General features: G+C 61.3%; 18 protein-coding genes and 1 tRNA gene. 10 read left to right on the plus strand and 9 right to left on the minus strand.

Features of this window, described 5'->3' with window-relative positions; all coding sequences use genetic code 11:
* Position 1 precedes the first annotated feature (1 nt).
* The gene (locus BLR34_RS07020) at positions 2–196 is read left to right on the plus strand and encodes a hypothetical protein (protein WP_092701185.1); all 195 of its coding nucleotides are present in this window, start codon (positions 2–4) and stop codon (positions 194–196) included.
* A gap of 127 nt (positions 197–323) precedes the next feature.
* Here the strand turns inward: BLR34_RS07020 and BLR34_RS07025 are convergent, their stop codons facing one another.
* Positions 324–989: a helix-turn-helix domain-containing protein gene (locus BLR34_RS07025; protein ID WP_092701188.1), complete on the minus strand. Its 666-nt coding sequence runs from the start codon at positions 987–989 to the stop codon at positions 324–326.
* A 91-nt stretch (positions 990–1,080) separates the two neighbouring features.
* On the opposite strand from BLR34_RS07025, the gene BLR34_RS07030 reads away from it, so the two are divergent.
* Complete coding sequence (locus BLR34_RS07030) at positions 1,081–2,178, plus strand: NADH dehydrogenase subunit (RefSeq protein WP_092701191.1); 1,098 nt, start codon at positions 1,081–1,083, stop codon at positions 2,176–2,178.
* A gap of 8 nt (positions 2,179–2,186) precedes the next feature.
* On the opposite strand, the gene BLR34_RS07035 is transcribed toward BLR34_RS07030, so the two are convergent.
* The gene (locus BLR34_RS07035) at positions 2,187–4,172 is read right to left on the minus strand and encodes a MutS-related protein (RefSeq protein ID WP_092701194.1); all 1,986 of its coding nucleotides are present in this window, start codon (positions 4,170–4,172) and stop codon (positions 2,187–2,189) included.
* Between the two features lie 89 nt (positions 4,173–4,261).
* On the opposite strand from BLR34_RS07035, the gene BLR34_RS07040 reads away from it, so the two are divergent.
* The 3 genes from BLR34_RS07040 to BLR34_RS07050 all read left to right on the plus strand — a co-directional run bounded on the left by BLR34_RS07040 (position 4,262) and on the right by BLR34_RS07050 (position 5,792).
* A complete protein-coding gene (locus BLR34_RS07040) occupies positions 4,262–4,522 on the plus strand; it encodes a DUF7577 domain-containing protein (protein WP_092701197.1) in 261 nt (86 codons plus the stop codon).
* Between the two features lie 124 nt (positions 4,523–4,646).
* Positions 4,647–5,333, plus strand: coding sequence for an RAD55 family ATPase (locus tag BLR34_RS07045; RefSeq protein ID WP_092701200.1), 687 nt, complete (start codon positions 4,647–4,649; stop codon positions 5,331–5,333).
* Positions 5,334–5,372: 39 nt separating this feature from the next.
* Complete coding sequence (locus BLR34_RS07050) at positions 5,373–5,792, plus strand: DUF8057 family protein (RefSeq protein ID WP_092701203.1); 420 nt, start codon at positions 5,373–5,375, stop codon at positions 5,790–5,792.
* A 58-nt stretch (positions 5,793–5,850) separates the two neighbouring features.
* On the opposite strand, the gene BLR34_RS07055 is transcribed toward BLR34_RS07050, so the two are convergent.
* Positions 5,851–7,125, minus strand: coding sequence for an RNA-guided endonuclease InsQ/TnpB family protein (locus BLR34_RS07055; RefSeq protein ID WP_092701206.1), 1,275 nt, complete (start codon positions 7,123–7,125; stop codon positions 5,851–5,853).
* Positions 7,126–7,312: 187 nt separating this feature from the next.
* On the opposite strand from BLR34_RS07055, the gene BLR34_RS07060 reads away from it, so the two are divergent.
* Positions 7,313–8,086: a PHP domain-containing protein gene (locus tag BLR34_RS07060; RefSeq protein ID WP_092701209.1), complete on the plus strand. Its 774-nt coding sequence runs from the start codon at positions 7,313–7,315 to the stop codon at positions 8,084–8,086.
* A 382-nt stretch (positions 8,087–8,468) separates the two neighbouring features.
* Positions 8,469–9,167 (plus strand): DUF4037 domain-containing protein, encoded by a 699-nt coding sequence (locus BLR34_RS07065; protein ID WP_092701212.1) that lies wholly within the window; start codon positions 8,469–8,471, stop codon positions 9,165–9,167.
* A gap of 299 nt (positions 9,168–9,466) precedes the next feature.
* Here BLR34_RS07065 and BLR34_RS07070 read toward each other — a convergent pair whose 3' ends face one another.
* A complete protein-coding gene (locus BLR34_RS07070; RefSeq protein WP_092701215.1) occupies positions 9,467–9,850 on the minus strand; it encodes a hypothetical protein in 384 nt (127 codons plus the stop codon).
* Positions 9,851–10,182: 332 nt separating this feature from the next.
* Between BLR34_RS07070 and BLR34_RS07075 the strand changes: the two genes are divergently transcribed.
* Both BLR34_RS07075 and BLR34_RS07080 read left to right on the plus strand, forming a co-directional pair.
* On the plus strand, positions 10,183–10,719 hold the full coding sequence (locus tag BLR34_RS07075) for a hypothetical protein (RefSeq protein WP_092701218.1): 537 nt from the start codon (positions 10,183–10,185) through the stop codon (positions 10,717–10,719).
* A gap of 124 nt (positions 10,720–10,843) precedes the next feature.
* Positions 10,844–11,992 (plus strand): sensor histidine kinase, encoded by a 1,149-nt coding sequence (locus BLR34_RS07080; protein WP_092701221.1) that lies wholly within the window; start codon positions 10,844–10,846, stop codon positions 11,990–11,992.
* Between the two features lie 3 nt (positions 11,993–11,995).
* Here BLR34_RS07080 and BLR34_RS07085 read toward each other — a convergent pair whose 3' ends face one another.
* The 5 genes from BLR34_RS07085 to BLR34_RS07105 all read right to left on the minus strand — a co-directional run bounded on the left by BLR34_RS07085 (position 11,996) and on the right by BLR34_RS07105 (position 16,015).
* Positions 11,996–12,805 (minus strand): ABC transporter permease, encoded by an 810-nt coding sequence (locus BLR34_RS07085; RefSeq protein WP_092701223.1) that lies wholly within the window; start codon positions 12,803–12,805, stop codon positions 11,996–11,998.
* Positions 12,805–13,854, minus strand: coding sequence for an ABC transporter ATP-binding protein (locus tag BLR34_RS07090; RefSeq protein WP_092701226.1), 1,050 nt, complete (start codon positions 13,852–13,854; stop codon positions 12,805–12,807). The genes BLR34_RS07085 and BLR34_RS07090 overlap by 1 nt, the downstream gene beginning before the upstream one ends.
* Before the next feature lie 139 nt (positions 13,855–13,993).
* Positions 13,994–14,332 (minus strand): 50S ribosomal protein P1, encoded by a 339-nt coding sequence (gene rpl12p, locus BLR34_RS07095; protein ID WP_092701229.1) that lies wholly within the window; start codon positions 14,330–14,332, stop codon positions 13,994–13,996.
* 2 nt (positions 14,333–14,334) lie between these two features.
* Positions 14,335–15,375 carry a 50S ribosomal protein L10 gene (locus tag BLR34_RS07100; protein ID WP_092701232.1) on the minus strand — a complete coding sequence of 347 codons (1,041 nt, stop codon included), beginning with the start codon at positions 15,373–15,375 and terminating at the stop codon, positions 14,335–14,337.
* A gap of 1 nt (position 15,376) precedes the next feature.
* Complete coding sequence (locus BLR34_RS07105) at positions 15,377–16,015, minus strand: 50S ribosomal protein L1 (RefSeq protein ID WP_092701235.1); 639 nt, start codon at positions 16,013–16,015, stop codon at positions 15,377–15,379.
* A 192-nt stretch (positions 16,016–16,207) separates the two neighbouring features.
* Between BLR34_RS07105 and BLR34_RS07110 the strand changes: the two genes are divergently transcribed.
* Positions 16,208–16,281: transfer RNA gene (locus tag BLR34_RS07110), tRNA-Phe, on the plus strand.
* Positions 16,282–16,602: the final 321 nt, after the last annotated feature.

Consider the following 16,602-nt stretch of genomic DNA (forward strand, 5'->3'; position numbering starts at 1 on the left):
CATGGACCCTGCCCTCCGCGTGCGGCTGGATCTCATCATCGGACTCCTCGCGTGTATCGCCGTTGGCGTGGTCTCCTTGCTGCTCTTGGTCGGTGGGTTCGACGTACTGCTGTATCTGGTGACCGTCGGCCTGTTAGTCGGTCTGCTGGTGCAGGCACTCGGCGTCGGTCCCTTCGGTACGCAGACTTCCCGTTGAGCGACGCCGGTCCGCTCATCGTGATTGTTGCGGTGATTTTCGTGACCACGTGACAGGAATCGTCGTGTCACATCCTGTGAGTTCCGTCTGCTGTTGCCACGGCGGTAACGACTCGCAATAATCACTATCAGAACGGACCGCCGGCGACGAGGTCGGCCATGACTGTCTGCTCGGCCCGGCGGAGCAACTCGCCTGCAGTCCCGGTCGAACACGCAAGCCGGGCGGCCACCTCCTCGATACCGGCCGCCCGCGGCACCTCGTAGTAGCCACAGTCGACCGCGGCGGTCACGGCTTCGAGCTGGCGCTCTGTCAGTCCGACGCGGCTATCGATGCTGCTCGACGGGAACTCGCCGATTGTACGAACCTCGGTCTCTGTCGTCTCGCCGACGGTGTCGGCCGCCGACTGTATCGCCTCGGCCGGGCCGATGACAGCCAGCCAGATTGTCCCGTCTGCGCGGTATTCGAGCGGGCGGGCGAGCAACAGACCCGGCTGGGAGAAGGCGTCGATGAGCGCCCGCCCCGGGTCGGTCACCTCGTCGCGCACGTAGATGTAAAACGAATCGTCAGAACAGGGCGCGATTTCGAAGTCGATGACCGACGGCACCGCCTGTATCGCTTCCGTGTAAGAGCCGACGGGACCGTCGACGTGAAACAAAAGCGCGTGCTCACTCGGCGCGTACTGGCGGTGATAGAGCTGTCTGGCAACGGTGTACTCGTCGTGTGCGACGACGAACTCGTGCATGGGGTGGCGGTCTTCGGTCGGCCGGCTGATGCTGAGTTCGAGATACCGCACGCTCTCTGCCGTTTCCGGCGCTGTCGATATAAACCCACCTCACCCTTGCGGGGGAACCCGTAGGCGTGTCTGGACAGTACTCGAAGGTGCTATGACCGGAACAATCGTTCGAACCGAGCGGCCCGCAGCCGCCGATATCGTCGCCGCGGCGCGCGACGCGGGCGTCGCCGGCGCAGGCGGTGCCGGCTTTCCGACCTACTCGAAGTGGGAACGAATCGACGAGGTGGACGCTCTCCTGATGAACCACCAAGAGAGTGAGCCGAACTACTTCATCGACAAGTGGCTCGGCCGGGAGCACCCGTCGACGTTTGCCTCGCTGTTCGAGGTCCTGCTCGAGGAGTTGCTCGATGTCGTCGTGGTCAGCGCCAAGTGGAAGGACAGAGACCACCTGCGAACGCTGGAGCGTCTGACCGACGGCGTCGTCTACTCGCCCGACCAGCTCCCGGTCGACCGAAGCGAGGAGTCGGGCGTCGTCTTCGCTTACACCGACAATACCTACCAGTACGGCATGGAGAGTGTCCTCCTGAACGTCGTCGCGGATACCGTCATCGGTGACGGACTCCCGATGGACCACGGCTGGCTCGTCCAGAACACCGAGACGCTGTACAACGTCTACCGGGCCTGGACCGAGGGGGCGCCGGTGACACGGACGTACGTCCACGTCGGCGGGAACGTGCCACAGCACCGATTTCTCGACGTGCCAGTCGGCACACCGGCACAGACGCTACTCAACGCGGCCGGCCTTTCAGACGGCGAGCTAGCACCGGACAGTGTGCTCGTCACGGGCGGCCCGGGCTGGTGTTTCCCGGTCGATGCCGCGCCCGAAGCCGTCGGCGTTCGCAAGCACACGAACTGCCTGATGGTGCTGGACAGGGAGACGGTCGACCAGCACACCCTCGGCGGCGACCGCATCGACGTGCTGGAGGCGACTGACTGGACAGAACGGGCGTTCGAGACCGAGCCGAGCCAGCGAATCGACCCGGAGACGGTGCACGTCCCGCTGGTCACGAACCCCGACATCGGCGTCGTCGAACCGAGCGAGCCGACGGTCGCCGTCGGCCAGACCGTCGAAGCCGGTGACCGTATTGCGGCCCCGAGCGCGACCGGGGTGAGCATCCCCCAACACGCTTCGGTCGACGGGCGAGTCACCGCTGTCGGGGAGACGAGTATCACGATTCGAACGGAATGACCGGCGGTTCAGAACTTCTCTAGCAGGGATTGATAAAAGGCGGCGTCCTCGTCGGCCTCCTCGTCGGCGAGTTTCTCGACGATGAGTTCGGGCGTCGAGCGGGCAAGCTGACCTTTAACCGGCGAGCGGTCGACGAGCAACTCGCCGTCTTCGATTCCCTCGGCCGCGATGCCGTCGACGGCGATGTCGGTCGCGGCCGTCTCGCGGATTTCGCTGGCGAGATGAGAGACGAACACCGCCGTCGCGTCCCGGTCGGCGAGGGCTTCGAGGATGCCGGCCATGATGTTCGCGCTCGCGCCGGGTTCGGTGATGCTTTCGAGTTCGTCGACGAGAACGAGCACCGGCCGGTCCTCGCTGACGCTCGTGGTCAACTCGCCGAACTCCCGGAGCGTCGACTCGAAGGCCCCGGCGTCGAGCGTGCCCTGTGTCTTGGCGTAGTACTGGAGTTCGGCGACCCGGCCGACGCGGGCCCGCTCTGCGGGCACGGGCAGGCCCATGTGTGTGAGCACGACCACGAGCGCGACCAAATCGAGTATCGAGGTCTTGCCGCCGCTGTTGACCCCCGACAGCAGCGTGACACCGGTCACCTCGTAATCGACCGGCTCGACCGCCTCGAAGGGCACGTCGAGCAGGGGCGACCGAGCGCCCTCGATTGCAAAGCCCTCGCCGCCGAGTGCTGGCATCGTGCAGTCGAAATCAGCGGCAAAGCGGGCGATAGCGAGGTCAACATCCAGTTCGAGGGCGCGCTCGACGAGCTGTTCACAGTCCTCGCGCATCCCGGCGAGGTCGGCGGCGAGTTCGTGTTTCTGCTCGGTCGCGCGGCGGTCGCGGGCGGCGGTCAGCTCCGTCCGCAGGCGGTTGATGACGCTCTCGTCGTGTTCGACGGGATAAGTCGGTTCGTCGCCGAACGCGCGGCGAGCGATGCTTTTCGTGTCGCGCAGGCCGAGCGTCTCGACGAGCGTCTCGCGGGCGGCCGCGACGGCAGCGTCGTACTCGTCGGCGAGTTCGCGCTGGAGGAGCGAGTCGACGCCGGCCCCCCGTTCGACCAGCGAGAGCAGGTCCGTCCCCTCGATAGTCACGTCACGCTCTTCGATTGCCTCTCGGAGGTGGTCGTTGGCGACCCGTTCGGCCTCACTGACGGCAGCATCGATGTCGTTGACCGCGTCGGTCAGTCGGTCGAGTTCCTCGTCGCCGCGCACCTCGCCGTCGGTGTCGAGCCGAGAGAGTGCCGATTCGAGTGCGCCGAGGTCACACGGCGCGTCGAGTCCCGCCTGTCGGTGGACCCGCGCGGCGGCCTGGAGGGTGTCTCGGTTCTGGGCGAAGAAGGCGAGCGTGCGCTCGGGGACGACTGACGACGGGTCGTCCAGCGCGTCCGGTTCGATGCGGACGTCGCCTTCGAGGTCGGTGCCTGCAAACGATTCGTCGAGGACGACGACGGTCGCGTATCCGCGAGCGAGTTCCGAGAGCGTCCGGGCGTCTTCAACCAGCTCGACGCTCACTTCCGGGATGGCCTCGCGGGCTTTGGCGTAGGTTTCGGCGTCTCGGGTGGCGAGACACCGGTCGCGGATGCGGAGGTCGGTCGGCTCCGACAGCGGCTCGACGCCGGCAAGTGCGTCACGGACCGCCGGTGACGGGTCGCGTTCCATCGCCGTCCGGGTTCGCTCTCGTACGTCCTCGATACGGGTGCGAGCGGCGCTCGGATACAAGGTTTCGAGTCGCTGGCTCGCGTAATCGGTGACCGTTCGCTCTTGTAAAAGCGAGAGTGCCTCCTGGTAGATATTCCGGGCGGGGGGTGTGGCGGTGATGTTGCCGGCATCGTCGTAGTTCCGCCGGATTGCGCCGCGAGCGATACGCGCCGCACGACCCGGACTGATACCAGAAGCGCGCGCGAGCGCAGCCACGTCGCCCCGTTCGAGCGCGCCTTCGGGGTCGTCGAGGTCCTGCAACGCGTCTGCGGTTTTCTCCCCGACGCCGGGTATCGACGTGAGTTCCATCTACTTCCCCCATTCGAGCCGGAGCTTAAAAATGTGGGTCAGGGGCACTCGGCAGAACACCCAAATAGTTCGACACCGTATCACACGGCATGGAAACCTGGGTGTGGCTGCTCGCGTACCTGCTCGGGTTCGCCCTGCTCCAGTTGTACCTGTACCGGTACTTTATCAGGTCGACGTCGACGGAGTCTCACGACCGGACGACGCCGCTGTCGGAGGGACGCGGTCGCTCTATTAGCGCGGCCGACGCCGGCCCCGACGAAGACCTCGTCGCCTGTGAGAGCTGTGGCGCGTACAACGAGAACCACCCGATGTACTCCTTCTGTCGAGAGTGTGGCGCGCGACTCTCCTGAGGCGGCCCTGACGACCCGTCGTCGCTGGCAGCCGCGGGTCGGCGGGAGGATTACCTGACACAGAGTTATCAACAGAGAAAACAAAGAGCAAACATCTATACTTCGAGCCGTCGTTGACAGAGGTATGCGCGTTTCCAGTGGTGTCCCCGGATTCGACGAGCTCGTCGAAGGGGGATTGCTGAGCGACCGGCTGTACGTTATCAGTGGTCCGCCGGGTAGCGGCAAGACGACGTTCTGTTCACATTTCATCACACAGGGTGCAAAGCAGGGCGAGGAGTGCCTGTACGTCACCATGCACGAGACCAAAGAGGAGTTGATGCAGGATATGTCCAGCTTCGAGTTCGGCTTCGACCGGGCGATGCAGTCGGACTCGATTCAGTTTCTCAACCTCGTCACCGAGTCCGGCAAGCGAACGATTACGCAGTTCGGGACCGAGGGCGGGCTGACGAACCGACTGGTGGCGTTTATTAACTCGAACGACGTCGACCGGGTTGTCATCGACTCGACGATGTTGCTCCAGCACTTTTTCGCTGACGCGACCGAGGAGATTACCGGCTTCCTCTCGGCGTTGAAACAGACCAACGCGACCGTCCTGTTGATTTCGGAGATGACCGACCCGAGTTCGTACTCCGACGAGCACTACCTCGCCCATGGCGTCATCTTCTTCCACAACTTCCTCGACTCCGGCGGTATGACGCGGGGGCTTCAGGTCATCAAGATGCGGGGCACAGCCATCGACAGCGACATCCGCCAGCTCTCGTTCTCAGCGCAGGGGCTGCGGGTCCACCCGGACGAACAGGTCCAGGGATAACATGACCGACACACAGGCGGACAGCCAGCGAGAGAGCCCATGAGTAGATACGAACGCGCCTACGGCACCGACTGGAAGAACCTCGACGAGGACGAGGGGATGGAACGGGCGTACGCGCTCGGCGTCGCGGCGTCGCTCGGGGAGCCACTGCCCGACGAGCTTGCGGCCATCCGCGAGGAGATGGACAGCGCCTACCAGCGCAGTGTCATCGACCTCGCGTTCGACGAGGGAAAGACAGAGGCACTCGAAATCGACGAGACAGCGGCTGACAACGCGGCAGGTGTCTGGAACGAACTCGTCGACGGCGAAGTCGTCACTATCGACCCGGACGACGTTCCGACGGGCGGCTCGCAGGGATTACCCGAGGCCGTCGAGAAGTTCGGTGCGCTCGACCGGCCTGACCTCGATTCGACCGAGGCAGTCGACCTCCCTGATTTTCTCAAGCAGGACGACGAATAGATCGTGTCTGTCAACTGCCTCGGGGGCAAGCCCCGAGGCTTGCCAGTGGACTCCCGTTCTAACCGAGTAATTCGGCAGGTGTGTACTCACCATTCACGTTCAACGTCCCTGACTTGAGGGCCAGTTGACTGGTGGCCCATCCACCGCGAGACTTCTGCCCGCGATGGATATACCCGCAGTATCGGTTTGCAATGTTCTTTGCCGCGTTGTAATCCGCGTTTCCCTCGTATTCACAGTCCTGACACGCGAACTGCTTATCATTACGGTTGTCCCCGTGCGTAAACCCACAGTGCGAGCACCGCTGGCTTGTATAGGCCGGATTTACGAAATCCACGAACAACGCCGTGGATTCAATCTTGCACTCCACGAGTTCCACGAACTTCGCGTAGGCCCACTGCTGGAACTTCGACCCGTTAGCGATGTTTTCGCGGATGTGGTCAAGCTTCTCGAAAATGATGCCGTCCACATCAGCGTTGTGGGCTTCCGCGATGAGGTCGTTCGCGCGGTTGTGTAACCAGTCCAGTGACCATTCGCTGAACGCGCTCCCGATGGATTTGATGGTGAGGTGTGCTGACCGTGTTCCTGTCTGTTGCAGACGGCAACGGCGTTGTTCGTACTGGTTACGTTTGTGGTTCAAGTAGTCAGCACTGCCGATGAACGCACCTGTTGAAGTGACGGCGAACGCGCCGGTCACGTTCAAGTCCACTCCAAGAACCACTCCGTTCTTGTTGTGGTCGTTGGGTGACTCGGCTTCTTGACGTTCAGTACCGTCAACCTCATGGCCTGGATTTTTCAGCGTGACGTGGAGGAAAAACGTGTCCTCCTGCTCGTCGTACTGGAGTGTGGCGCTTGATGCATCCCAGTCGTCGCTCTGGTAGTACCGACCGAACGGTGTGTCCTCGCGCTCGTCTTCCGGTGGAAGGACGTACTCAGTTTTGACTCTGCCGTTCGGCGTGGAGAGGGTCGCATGGTCGGCGTTGAACGTTGCACTCCGCTTGTCGTAGACGACGCTCCACGAGTCGAACTCTGGCTGACTCGTCTTTTCACCCTGTTTCAGTTTCTCGACGCCACCTGTGACAGCTTGGATAGCACGTCGAATACCTCTCTGGACGAGGTTAGCGGTAAGGTCGGTTTCCTCGCGCAAGTCGTCGTACAGGGCGTCTTCTGCCTTGCTCTTGCTGGTAATGCAGAGGTCGTCGTAGCGCCACGCCCACTCGCTTGTGCGGTTTGCACAGTGTAGAAATTGGTCTTTGGTTTGATGTAGGTCGCCACGACGCTGTTCGGGTACATCGAGTTTGATGGGCACAGTACGCCGTGGCGCGTCATCGTCCATCGTAATTCACACTCAAACTTATTTTCTAATAAATATTTATTTTATATGGCGGGGGAGTCGGCCCTACTGCTGAACGTTGCTGGCGTCATTGAGTGTCGGCTTCCTCCACGGGGTCAAGCCCCGTGGCATCCGCCTCGGATTTTCTGTGAACCACAGCACCCAAGCCCGTGACGGCCCAGCAACGGGTATGGTCGTTGCCGACCTTCATACGCATACGACGAACTCTGACGGGGAACTCACGCTCGAAACGCTCCCGGACGCGGCTCACCGTGCCGACGTCGAGGCCGTTGCAGTCACCGACCACGACCGAATCCATCCGGGATTGGATGGGCCAGTCAGTGAGCGCGACGGCGTGACGGTCATCCACGGCATCGAACTCCGCGTCGATGCCGGTGAGTTTCGCGTCGACCTGCTCGGCTACGGCGTCACGCCGACCGACGAACTGCAGTCACTGGTCGAGCACCTCCAGACAGACCGTATCGAGCGCGGCCGGGCCATCGTCGAACAGGTCGAAGACTACACCGGTGTCGAGCTATCGGTCGCCATCGAAGAGGGCGTCGGTCGTCCACACATTGCCCGCGCAATCGACGAGAGCGACGCCGACTACGACTACAAGAGCGCATTCGAGGAACTCATCGGTGACGGTCGGCCCTGTTTCGTCTCGCGAGCGATTCCGAGCTTCGAGCGCGGGCGAGAGGTGCTGATGGACGCCTGTGGTGTCGTCGGCCTGGCACACCCGTTTCGCTATGATGACCCGGCGCAGGCACTCGAACTCGTCGAACGTCTCGATGCCGTCGAACGGTACTACCCCTACGGCCGTGAGGTCGACGAGTCGCTGCTGGCCGATGTCGTCGCACGCCAAGACGTACTCGTGACTGGTGGGAGCGATGCACACGACGAGGAACTGGGGCGTGCCGGCGTCGACAGCGACGAGTTCGAGCGACTCACGGCCCGCCTCTGAGTGGCTGTCGTGTCCGGACGAGACGACGCCCGGTAGTGTTCCGGGCGTACATCTTGAGTATACTATTGAAGTTATTTGTGAATAGTGTGTATAGCGTCAACTGCAGTCTATTATTGAGACCGGATTTCTCGCGGGGAGCTCCCTCATTGCCGTATTTTCAGGGAAACAGTCGATGATAGCGGGCCTGGAATGATGTCTGCCGGGAGTACCATTTGCCTGTCAGGCGTGGCTGTGTGTGCTGCATTGAACGCGCGAGTCCTGCACCGGAGGAACCGCAGTGAGCAGGAGTCGTAATCAGTCAATAAAGAGTACAGAGAGTCTGTCCGAGAGCAAGACGAGCATTGGGGAAAGTTATCTTAGGAGGGGTGATGACAGATAGGGTATGAGTCACCGAAATCGGTATCGGAAAATCGCCACGAGCGTTGCAGACGAGTTGGCAGAGAACGCCTCTGTGGACGCGATTTTGCTCGTCGGCTCTACTACGACTGGATACGCTGACGAGTACTCAGATATCGACATAGAGGTCCTCGGGGGAATCGACGCGGGCCAGCGGTCAGTTGAGGGTGTTCACGTTGAATGGACCCCTGTGACCCGTAGCGAACTGACAGAGCCACTCGAGGAGTGGACGAATGATACCCTGCTCTACACCTACGCGCAGGCCGAACTGCTCTACGATACAGTCGGCCTTGGAGAGTTACTCGCCCGGTATGACAACTACCCGCCAGAAATTCGTCGCAAGAAATTGTACGCTGGCTGGTTCTACGGGTCAGGAAATGTCTTTGATGCACAGAAGGCAGAGTCTCGGGGAGATACTGTCGTCCAACGGTGTGCTGCGACGAGGGCCGTCGAACAGTTCGCCGCACTTGCGTACGTGTTAGACGGGAATTTTCCACCGTATCGGAAATGGCGATTTCGTGACTTGCCCCTGGAACTGCCAGCGATTGATCGTGCCCACACCGGCGATACTGAAGCGCTTGACACGCTGGCGACAGCGGTAGAGGAACGCCTCCGTCCACATCTATCGGACGAGCGTATCGAAAAGCCCTACCTGTATCAACCGGAGTTCGATCGGATCGGTTGAAGACGAATCGATATACTGCACGCGCACTGAGCGACTGATTCAGTGGATTTGATGAGAAACGAGGGGACCCGTCATGCTGAGTTAATGCTCTGAATCTTGCACGGGGTTTCTGATGGAATTCAGATAGATAGCAACCCAGAGCGATACAGCCAGCCCCTAGACTGAGCGCTACAGAAACAATCAGGTGAGTGTGATATTTGACCTGGTATGCAAGATAGAAGGCGCATATCGCGCGTGCAGTTATGATGTGGTCGCGCGGTCAAATCACCTCACCTGCTGTGGGACTCGGGAGGGGTGGGTCATCCGCTAGTCTGTGCCCAATCAACCGCCTCGCCCAAGTCCCCAAAGCTCTCAATGTTAACATCAGGCGCCTCGACGTTGGATTTGACAGCCAACGCCGAGATGCCTTCTCCAACATATGCAGCCTTCTTAATATCGACTGCTTGTGCTAACTCTGACCAGACTTCGTTGATATGGCCCTGTTCCTCGGTTCCCAGAGCTGGGGCACCATCGAACCGGACGACAGTAGCTGTTATCTCGTCGCTGCCCGACTTTTCGAGGTACAACTGTTCGCCTTCTTCCATCTCTTGTTGATATAGCGTCTCAAAGTCTTTAATATGCCAAACCGCGACGTTATCTTTGATCTCATACTCAAGCGAAGACAACCTAGATTCTGATGCCATGTACTATTCTTTGAGTCTCATTGATAAAAACTAGGCGGTGGATTTCTACCAAAGAGAGAGAGAAAGAGATGAACTAACTCCTGTGCTGACTACACGCTCTACATTCAGCACGCCATTCGTATCATCTGCTGGTGATGTCCAACAGAGCCCTCGCAATATGTCGTTTCCACTCTCACCGAACCGACTAGTAGATTGTCGTCCGGTAGTGTTATCGCCGACTGTCCGGTATCGTCGAGAGTGGTATCGTACCACTCTATGCCATTAGATGGTATTTGAGTACATCTCCCGGAAGGTTTATACGCTCGGGGGAGGTATTAGTTAATAGAACAACAATGGCAGACTACACGACACCGATTACAGCGACGTTCGAACTACAGCGCCAGGCGCTCGTCCAGAGCCAGCGCGCAATCGAGACCGGCTTCGAGTTCCAGAAGGAGATGGCGACCGCCGCCGTCGAGAGCCTCGACGTGCAGGAGGCGAGCCAGCGCCAGGTCGTCGAGTTCCTGCAGGACAACGTCCACCGGACCCTCGACGCGATGGAGGAGCTTCCCGGCACGGCCGGGATGACCGAGGAAGTCCGCACGACGGTCGACGACCAGTACGCACAGCTGCTCGACGCCCACGCCGAGGCCTTCGACACCATCGAAGACGAGTTCGACGACGGGACCGAGTCCTACAACGAGATGATGGCAGAGTACCTCGATACCCTCGACGAGCAACTCGAGACGCTGCTCGATGCCCACGAGGAAGTCGAGAGCCACTCGGTCGAGGCGACCGAACAGGTCGAGGAACTCCAAGACCAGGTCGAAGACGTGCAGGCCCAGATTCAGGACGTTTCCGAGCAGGCAGCCGACGCCATCGAGGCGTAAGCTGTCACTCGGCGCGGCTCTCACAGCCCGACCATCGCCGTATCGCCGGGCTTTTTCGTCCGCTCTCCCGAGCTATGTACAACACAGCCGACAGTCGGCCGTCACTGGCTGGACGACAGTATTCATGCCCAAAAGACACTCCGAGCGCGACCGTCAACGCCCGCAACGAGAGAGTGTCATCGCGGAGGTCCAGCGAGCGACACAGGAGCTGTTGGTCGCAGAGACCAGCCAAGAGGTCGCACAGCTCACCGCCGAGACGGCCGAACAGCTGTTTGGCTACGAGAGCATCGTCGTCAGGCTCGCCACCGAGACCGGCGTACTCGAACCTGTCGTCGTCACAGAACACGCCGCCTTCGAGATGGGCGACCGTCCCGAATACGACTGCGACGGCGAGACACCGGTCGCGCGCGCCTTCCGGCGTGGCGACCCACTGCTCGTCGACGACATCGAAGCCCTCGGCGACGAGTACGACCGCGGGACGGCACAGGCCGCGATGTATCTCCCGGTCGGCGACCACGGCGTCGTCAGCGTTACCTCGCCCTGGGAAGACGCCTTCGACCAGGAGGACATGGACCTGGCATCGATTCTGGCATCGAGTGCCGGTGCGGTGCTCGATCGACTCGAACAGGAACGGGCCCTCCAGCGACAGAACGAGCGCCTCGAAACGTTTGCCGACGTTATCGCTCACGACATTCCAAATCACCTCAACGCCGCCGAGTCCTGGCTCGACATCGTCCAGGAGAGCGGCGATGTCGACGCCCTCGACCGCGTCTCGACGGCACACAGCCGCATCGAGACGGTCATTCGCGACATGCAGACCCTCGTCGACCAGGGGACACAGGTCCGGGACCCCGATTGGGTCAATCTCTCACGGGTCGTCACCGACTGCTGGCAACAGTGTTGTGTCGACGAGCGAAGCCGCGAACTCGTCGTCGACGCCGACATCGAGGTCCGGGCCGACCAGAGCCGGCTCGAACAGCTCGTCGAAAATCTATTCTGGAACGCCAACGAGTACGGCGGTGACGATGTCACGGTGCGTGTCGGGCGCCTCGACGGCGGCTTCTGTATCGAAGACGACGGTCCCGGGATTCCCGAGTCCGAGCGCGAGAACGCCTTCTCGCCGGGCTATACCACGTCCGAAGGCGACCACGCGGGTTTCGGGCTGGCTATCGTCCGAGAAATCGCTCGGTCACACGGCTGGGAGGTCTCGGTTACCGAGAGCGACGCCGGCGGTGCTCGCTTCGAATTTGCCGGCGTGGCAATCGAGGACTGACGGTCAGTACTGGCCGAGTACGCCGTTTTGACGGGCACGACGCTGTGCCCGATAGAGACAGTAGTAGCCAGCAAACAGGTAGGCCACACTCGTGGCGACCAAGATGGCGAGTTCGCTCGGCGCAAACTCCCACAGTCGGACGCCGTCGTCCATCGCCCGACGGAGGAGATAGCTCCCGTGAGACACGGGGAGGAGCTTGAGGAGCGGGTTGGCTCCGACCGGCGCAGCGATGAGTGCGACGAACGCCCACTGGACGAGCTGGAAGACGTTCTCGATGCGCTTGTACAGCAAGGCGAGCCCGGCAAAGAGGAAGCCGACGCCGCTGATAGAGGCGACCGTCAACACGCCCAGGGGCAGGACCGTCAGCGGGTCAACGCTGAGCCATTCGCCCGACACAGCCATCATCACCACGAGGAGGGCAAACGCCCACAGGAAGCTCATCAGAACGTTCACCACTGTCTTGGTCACCATCACCGTCCCGAAGCCATGCGGTGACAGGAACAGGCGTTCGAGCGTTCCCCACTGTGCTTCGCGGGTCACGTCCCAGGCAAGCTGTGAGAAGGCAACGATAGCTAACGTCCAGATGAACAGCCCGACGATGATGCCGCCGAGTGAGTCGGTAATCGTGGGACCAGCGACAGCCTGTCCACCGAAGAAGATGATGCCAAAGAGGGCGGCGAGCGTGAGGAATCGGGTCGCCGTGTTCAGTGGGTACCGGACGAGGAGGACGAGCTGTTTCCGGAACACGACCCAGACGAAGGCGAGTCGAGACGGTGACCAGTCTGTCTCGGCGTTCGCGTCGGCAGTCGCCATCACTGCTCACCCCCGGGGCGCTGGTCGTCGATGACCCTGAGAAAGACTTCTTCGAGGTCTGGCTCGACAGATTCGACGTCGGCGAGTTCCAGTCCCGCGTCGCTGAACTGTTCCATCAGCGCGTACACAGTCTCACTGTCGGCGTCGACACACTCGATGACGGTCTGGTCGCCGTCCGGTTGGCAGGTCACATCGAACGCTGTCGTGAGACGGGATTGCAGGTCTGCAGCGGGTCGTCCCTCGACGACGAACCGATACGACTGCGTTTCGAACAGGTCGACCAGAGCCGCGGTGTCGTCGTCAGCGATGACCGACCCGTCGTTGAGAATGATGACGCGGTCGCTGACGGCCTCGATGATATCGAGGTTGTGACTGGTCAAGACGATAGTCACGTCGTCTTGCTCAGCGAGTCGCCGCAACTCCGCGTGAAGCTCCTGTGAAGCCTCGACGTCGAGACCGAGCGTCGGCTCATCGAGAAAGATAACGTCGACATCACGGGCGAGCGTACTCGCGAGTGAGACCTTCTGTTTCATCCCTTTCGAGAGCTCGTTGACGGGCGTATCGGCCCAGTCGAGGAGGCCGAGTCGCTCCAGAAGCTCGTCGTGGCGCTCTCTAACGTCCGATGCGCGCTCACCGCCGAGACCGGCGAAATACTCCAGATTCTCTCTGACGGTGAGCCGCCAGTAGACGTTGCGGTCGCCTTCGAGCATCGCCCCGACGTGGCTGTGTGCGCGTGCTGAGTCGCCGTCGACGTCGACGCCACAGATAGAGACGGTGCCCGCGTCGGGAACCACCAGTCCGAGCATGGACTTAATCGTACTCGTCTTACCGGCACCGTTCGGCCCGAGCAAGCCGACAATCGTCCCCCGCGGTATCTCAAAGGAGATGTCGTCGACTGCCCTGACGGCGTCCTCTCCGGTGCCGTACTGCTTTTGTAACCCATCGACACTGATGACCGTCTCTCCGGTTGGTTCTGACGCCTGTGACGCCGTATCCGGTTGAGTGTCGTCTTGCTGTGCCTGTTTGGACTGTGCTGTCTGCTGGTGCATACTACTCACCACGACCGCTCCCGATATAGTATTAATCAGAATGACACTTCTGTATAACGGATTACCGAAGATTCGTTCTGTCAGTAACGTGACATCAGCTACTGGCAGCGGTTGCACCGAAAGAAGGGGTTGGCTGCAGTTAGCCGAAGAGTTCGCCGAGGCCTTCGCCGGCGGCCTCGTCGTCATCGTCGTCTTCGTCGTCGTCAGCGTCGGCTTCCTCCTCTTCTTCCTCGTCGGCTTCGTCGTCGGCCTCGTCGGCCTCGGCACCGCCAGTGGCGGCGCCGCCCGTGGTGGCGGGAACGGCGGCAGCCTCTTCGACTGCCTCGTCGATGTCGACGTCTTCGAGCGCGGCGACAAGGGCTTTGACGCGGGACTGCTCCACGTCAACGCCGGCCGCCTCGAGGACGTTCGTCAGGTTTTCTTCGTTGAGCTCTTCGCCGGATTCGTTCAGGATGAGTGCTGCGTATACGTACTCCATGGTTATCCAAACATCGCGCCGAGGGCGTCGCCGCCGTCGCCTTCGTCATCGTCGTCGTCATCGTCGTCGACTTCTTCGTCTGCGTCGGCGTCGGTGTCCTCGATCTCGTCGGGTTGGTCGTCGGTCTGTTCGTCGTCAGGTTCGGGTGCGTCGACGTCCTGAAGCTCTTCCGGAAGTGCCTCGGGGTCGTCGATGTTGGCCGCGAGCGCACGGACCTGTCCGTCGGCCTTGCTGATGAGGTCGGGCATGACATCCGGGTCCTCGATGGCCGCCTGAAGCGCGAGGCTCTTTGCCTCGCCGGTGGCCTTCGACAGCTGGGCCGGCATCGTCTGTGCCGTCGGGAAGCTCGCGTTGATTGCGAGGTTCCGTCCAAAGGCCGCAGCCGTCTCGACGTCGCTGCGGTACTCCTCGACGTCGAGTTCGAGGTCTTCGGGTTCGAACAGGACGCCCTCGGCGTAGACTCCGCGGAGGTCGAGACCGACCTCTTTCGGTTCGATTCCGAGCTCCGAGAGGACGTTCGAGAGGTCTCCTGACACCTCTTCGCCCGCGTCGAGCACCTTGGAGTCCTCCATCACTTTGATCGAACCCTCGTCGATACGCGCGTTCGCGCCGACACTCTGGAGTTCGCCCACAAACGGACCCGGGTCGACGCCCGTGTCACCTTCGGGGACGATAATGTCGTTCGGCGCGACCTCGCCCGCGTTGATGGGCGCGGAGGTCTTCGAGGCCTCGAGCTGCTGGTAGAGGCCGAACGGGTTCTCGTTGGTCCCGATGAGACCGACCTGACCGCTCACGTAGCCCGTAAGCTCGGCAAGTCCGTCGTCGGCCTCTTCGAGGGAGCGTTCGAGCAGGGTGTTGCGCGAGACGCGCAACTCGGCGGTGCCGTGTAGGTCACGCCGCATGTCCTGCAGCTGCCGGCTCGGGATGCCCGTGATGGAGACGACACCGACGCTCTCGTAGCGAGAGAGAAAGTCGGTGATGTCGTCGACCTCTTCGCGCTTCCACTCGGGAATCGTTTCGGTCTTGCGTTCCTGTGTGCTCATCTCAGACCACCTCCACAGCCGGCCCCATCGTCGTCTTCACGTAGATAGACCCGATGTTGAGCGGGCCTTTCTCGAGGTCGGCTTCGAGACGACGGACGATGACGTCGATGTTGTCGGCGATTTCCTCGGCGGACATGTCTTCCGCTCCGACGCGCGTGTGGAAGGTCCGCCGGTCTCCGCTCCGAATCATCACGGAGTTTTTGAGTCGCTCGACCATCTCGACGACATCGTCGTCGGGACTGATGGGGTCTGGCATCTTTCCTCGCGGACCGAGTACGGTCCCCAGGTAGCGACCGATGTCTTGCATCAGTGCTTCCTCTGCGAGGAAGAAGTCGGTGTCGCCTGCGAGGTCTTTGGCCTCGTTTTCGTTGTCGCCCAAGTCGGCCAGTTCCTCCGGGCTGAGGACGTCGTCGGCGACTTCCTCGGCACGGACTGCGGTCTCGCCGTCTGCGAAGACGACGATACTGGTCTCCTGGCCGGTACCTTCCGGCAGGACGACACTCTCATCAACTCGGTTCGATGGGTCGTTGAGGTCAATGTCGCGCAGATTGACTGCGAGGTCCACCGTCTCGCGGAAGTTGCGATCGGGTGCGTCCTCGATTGCGCGAGAGACTGCCTCCTCTATCTCCTGATCTGCCATTGTTCACCTCCGTAGTACGCCGTGTGGCTTCTACGGGTCAGTGAAACAGGACTACGCCTGTCTCGGCTGGAAAGAGGCCAATGCGACACTTAAAACCGTCGAACTGGCCGGATTGGACCGATTGCGTGACCGTCACACGGCGGCAGACAATCGTAATTCTTTTTTCGGGTCTGCCCGCATGCAGTGTTGCAAGCCGCCTTAGCTCAGACTGGGAGAGCACTCGACTGAAGATCGAGCTGTCCCCCGTTCAAATCGGGGAGGCGGCATACCACCTTTTTCCGCCTCGGGTTCGCCGAGGCGAACCACTCGGCGCAAAAACGTGGGCGAAAAAGGCCGGACGCTCCCGCCGGTCGCGTCCGGTGAAACCGCGACTTGCTTTGCTCGTCGCGGTATGCTAGCACTCGACTGAAAATAGAGCTGTTTATCTTTCTGCGAGCACAGCGAGGGCGACCGTCTCGGTGCTCGTCACCCGGTAGCCAAGAATATTTGTTGACGTATTCCATACATAACTGCCGATGCCTCGTCTCACCCGACGAATGCTTCTCGGTGGTGCCGCATCGCTGGCGGCGGCGGGAACAGTTCTCGGC

The organism is Halovenus aranensis (assembly GCF_900100385.1).
GTDB classification, from domain to species: Archaea; Halobacteriota; Halobacteria; order Halobacteriales; family Haloarculaceae; genus Halovenus; species Halovenus aranensis.

Bases quoted from the DNA above. Each gene is read 5' to 3' on its own strand.
- BLR34_RS07020 (WP_092701185.1), top strand. From the start codon at position 2: ATGGACCCTGCCCTCCGCGTGCGGCTGGATCTCATCATCGGACTCCTC.
- BLR34_RS07030 (WP_092701191.1), top strand. From the start codon at position 1,081: ATGACCGGAACAATCGTTCGAACCGAGCGGCCCGCAGCCGCCGATATC.
- BLR34_RS07035 (WP_092701194.1), bottom strand. From the start codon at position 4,172: ATGGAACTCACGTCGATACCCGGCGTCGGGGAGAAAACCGCAGACGCG.
- BLR34_RS07040 (WP_092701197.1), top strand. From the start codon at position 4,262: ATGGAAACCTGGGTGTGGCTGCTCGCGTACCTGCTCGGGTTCGCCCTG.
- BLR34_RS07045 (WP_092701200.1), top strand. From the start codon at position 4,647: ATGCGCGTTTCCAGTGGTGTCCCCGGATTCGACGAGCTCGTCGAAGGG.
- BLR34_RS07050 (WP_092701203.1), top strand. From the start codon at position 5,373: ATGAGTAGATACGAACGCGCCTACGGCACCGACTGGAAGAACCTCGAC.
- BLR34_RS07055 (WP_092701206.1), bottom strand. From the start codon at position 7,125: ATGGACGATGACGCGCCACGGCGTACTGTGCCCATCAAACTCGATGTA.
- BLR34_RS07060 (WP_092701209.1), top strand. From the start codon at position 7,313: ATGGTCGTTGCCGACCTTCATACGCATACGACGAACTCTGACGGGGAA.
- BLR34_RS07065 (WP_092701212.1), top strand. From the start codon at position 8,469: ATGAGTCACCGAAATCGGTATCGGAAAATCGCCACGAGCGTTGCAGAC.
- BLR34_RS07070 (WP_092701215.1), bottom strand. From the start codon at position 9,850: ATGGCATCAGAATCTAGGTTGTCTTCGCTTGAGTATGAGATCAAAGAT.
- BLR34_RS07075 (WP_092701218.1), top strand. From the start codon at position 10,183: ATGGCAGACTACACGACACCGATTACAGCGACGTTCGAACTACAGCGC.
- BLR34_RS07080 (WP_092701221.1), top strand. From the start codon at position 10,844: ATGCCCAAAAGACACTCCGAGCGCGACCGTCAACGCCCGCAACGAGAG.
- BLR34_RS07085 (WP_092701223.1), bottom strand. From the start codon at position 12,805: ATGGCGACTGCCGACGCGAACGCCGAGACAGACTGGTCACCGTCTCGA.
- BLR34_RS07090 (WP_092701226.1), bottom strand. From the start codon at position 13,854: ATGCACCAGCAGACAGCACAGTCCAAACAGGCACAGCAAGACGACACT.
- rpl12p (WP_092701229.1), bottom strand. From the start codon at position 14,332: ATGGAGTACGTATACGCAGCACTCATCCTGAACGAATCCGGCGAAGAG.
- BLR34_RS07100 (WP_092701232.1), bottom strand. From the start codon at position 15,375: ATGAGCACACAGGAACGCAAGACCGAAACGATTCCCGAGTGGAAGCGC.
- BLR34_RS07105 (WP_092701235.1), bottom strand. From the start codon at position 16,015: ATGGCAGATCAGGAGATAGAGGAGGCAGTCTCTCGCGCAATCGAGGAC.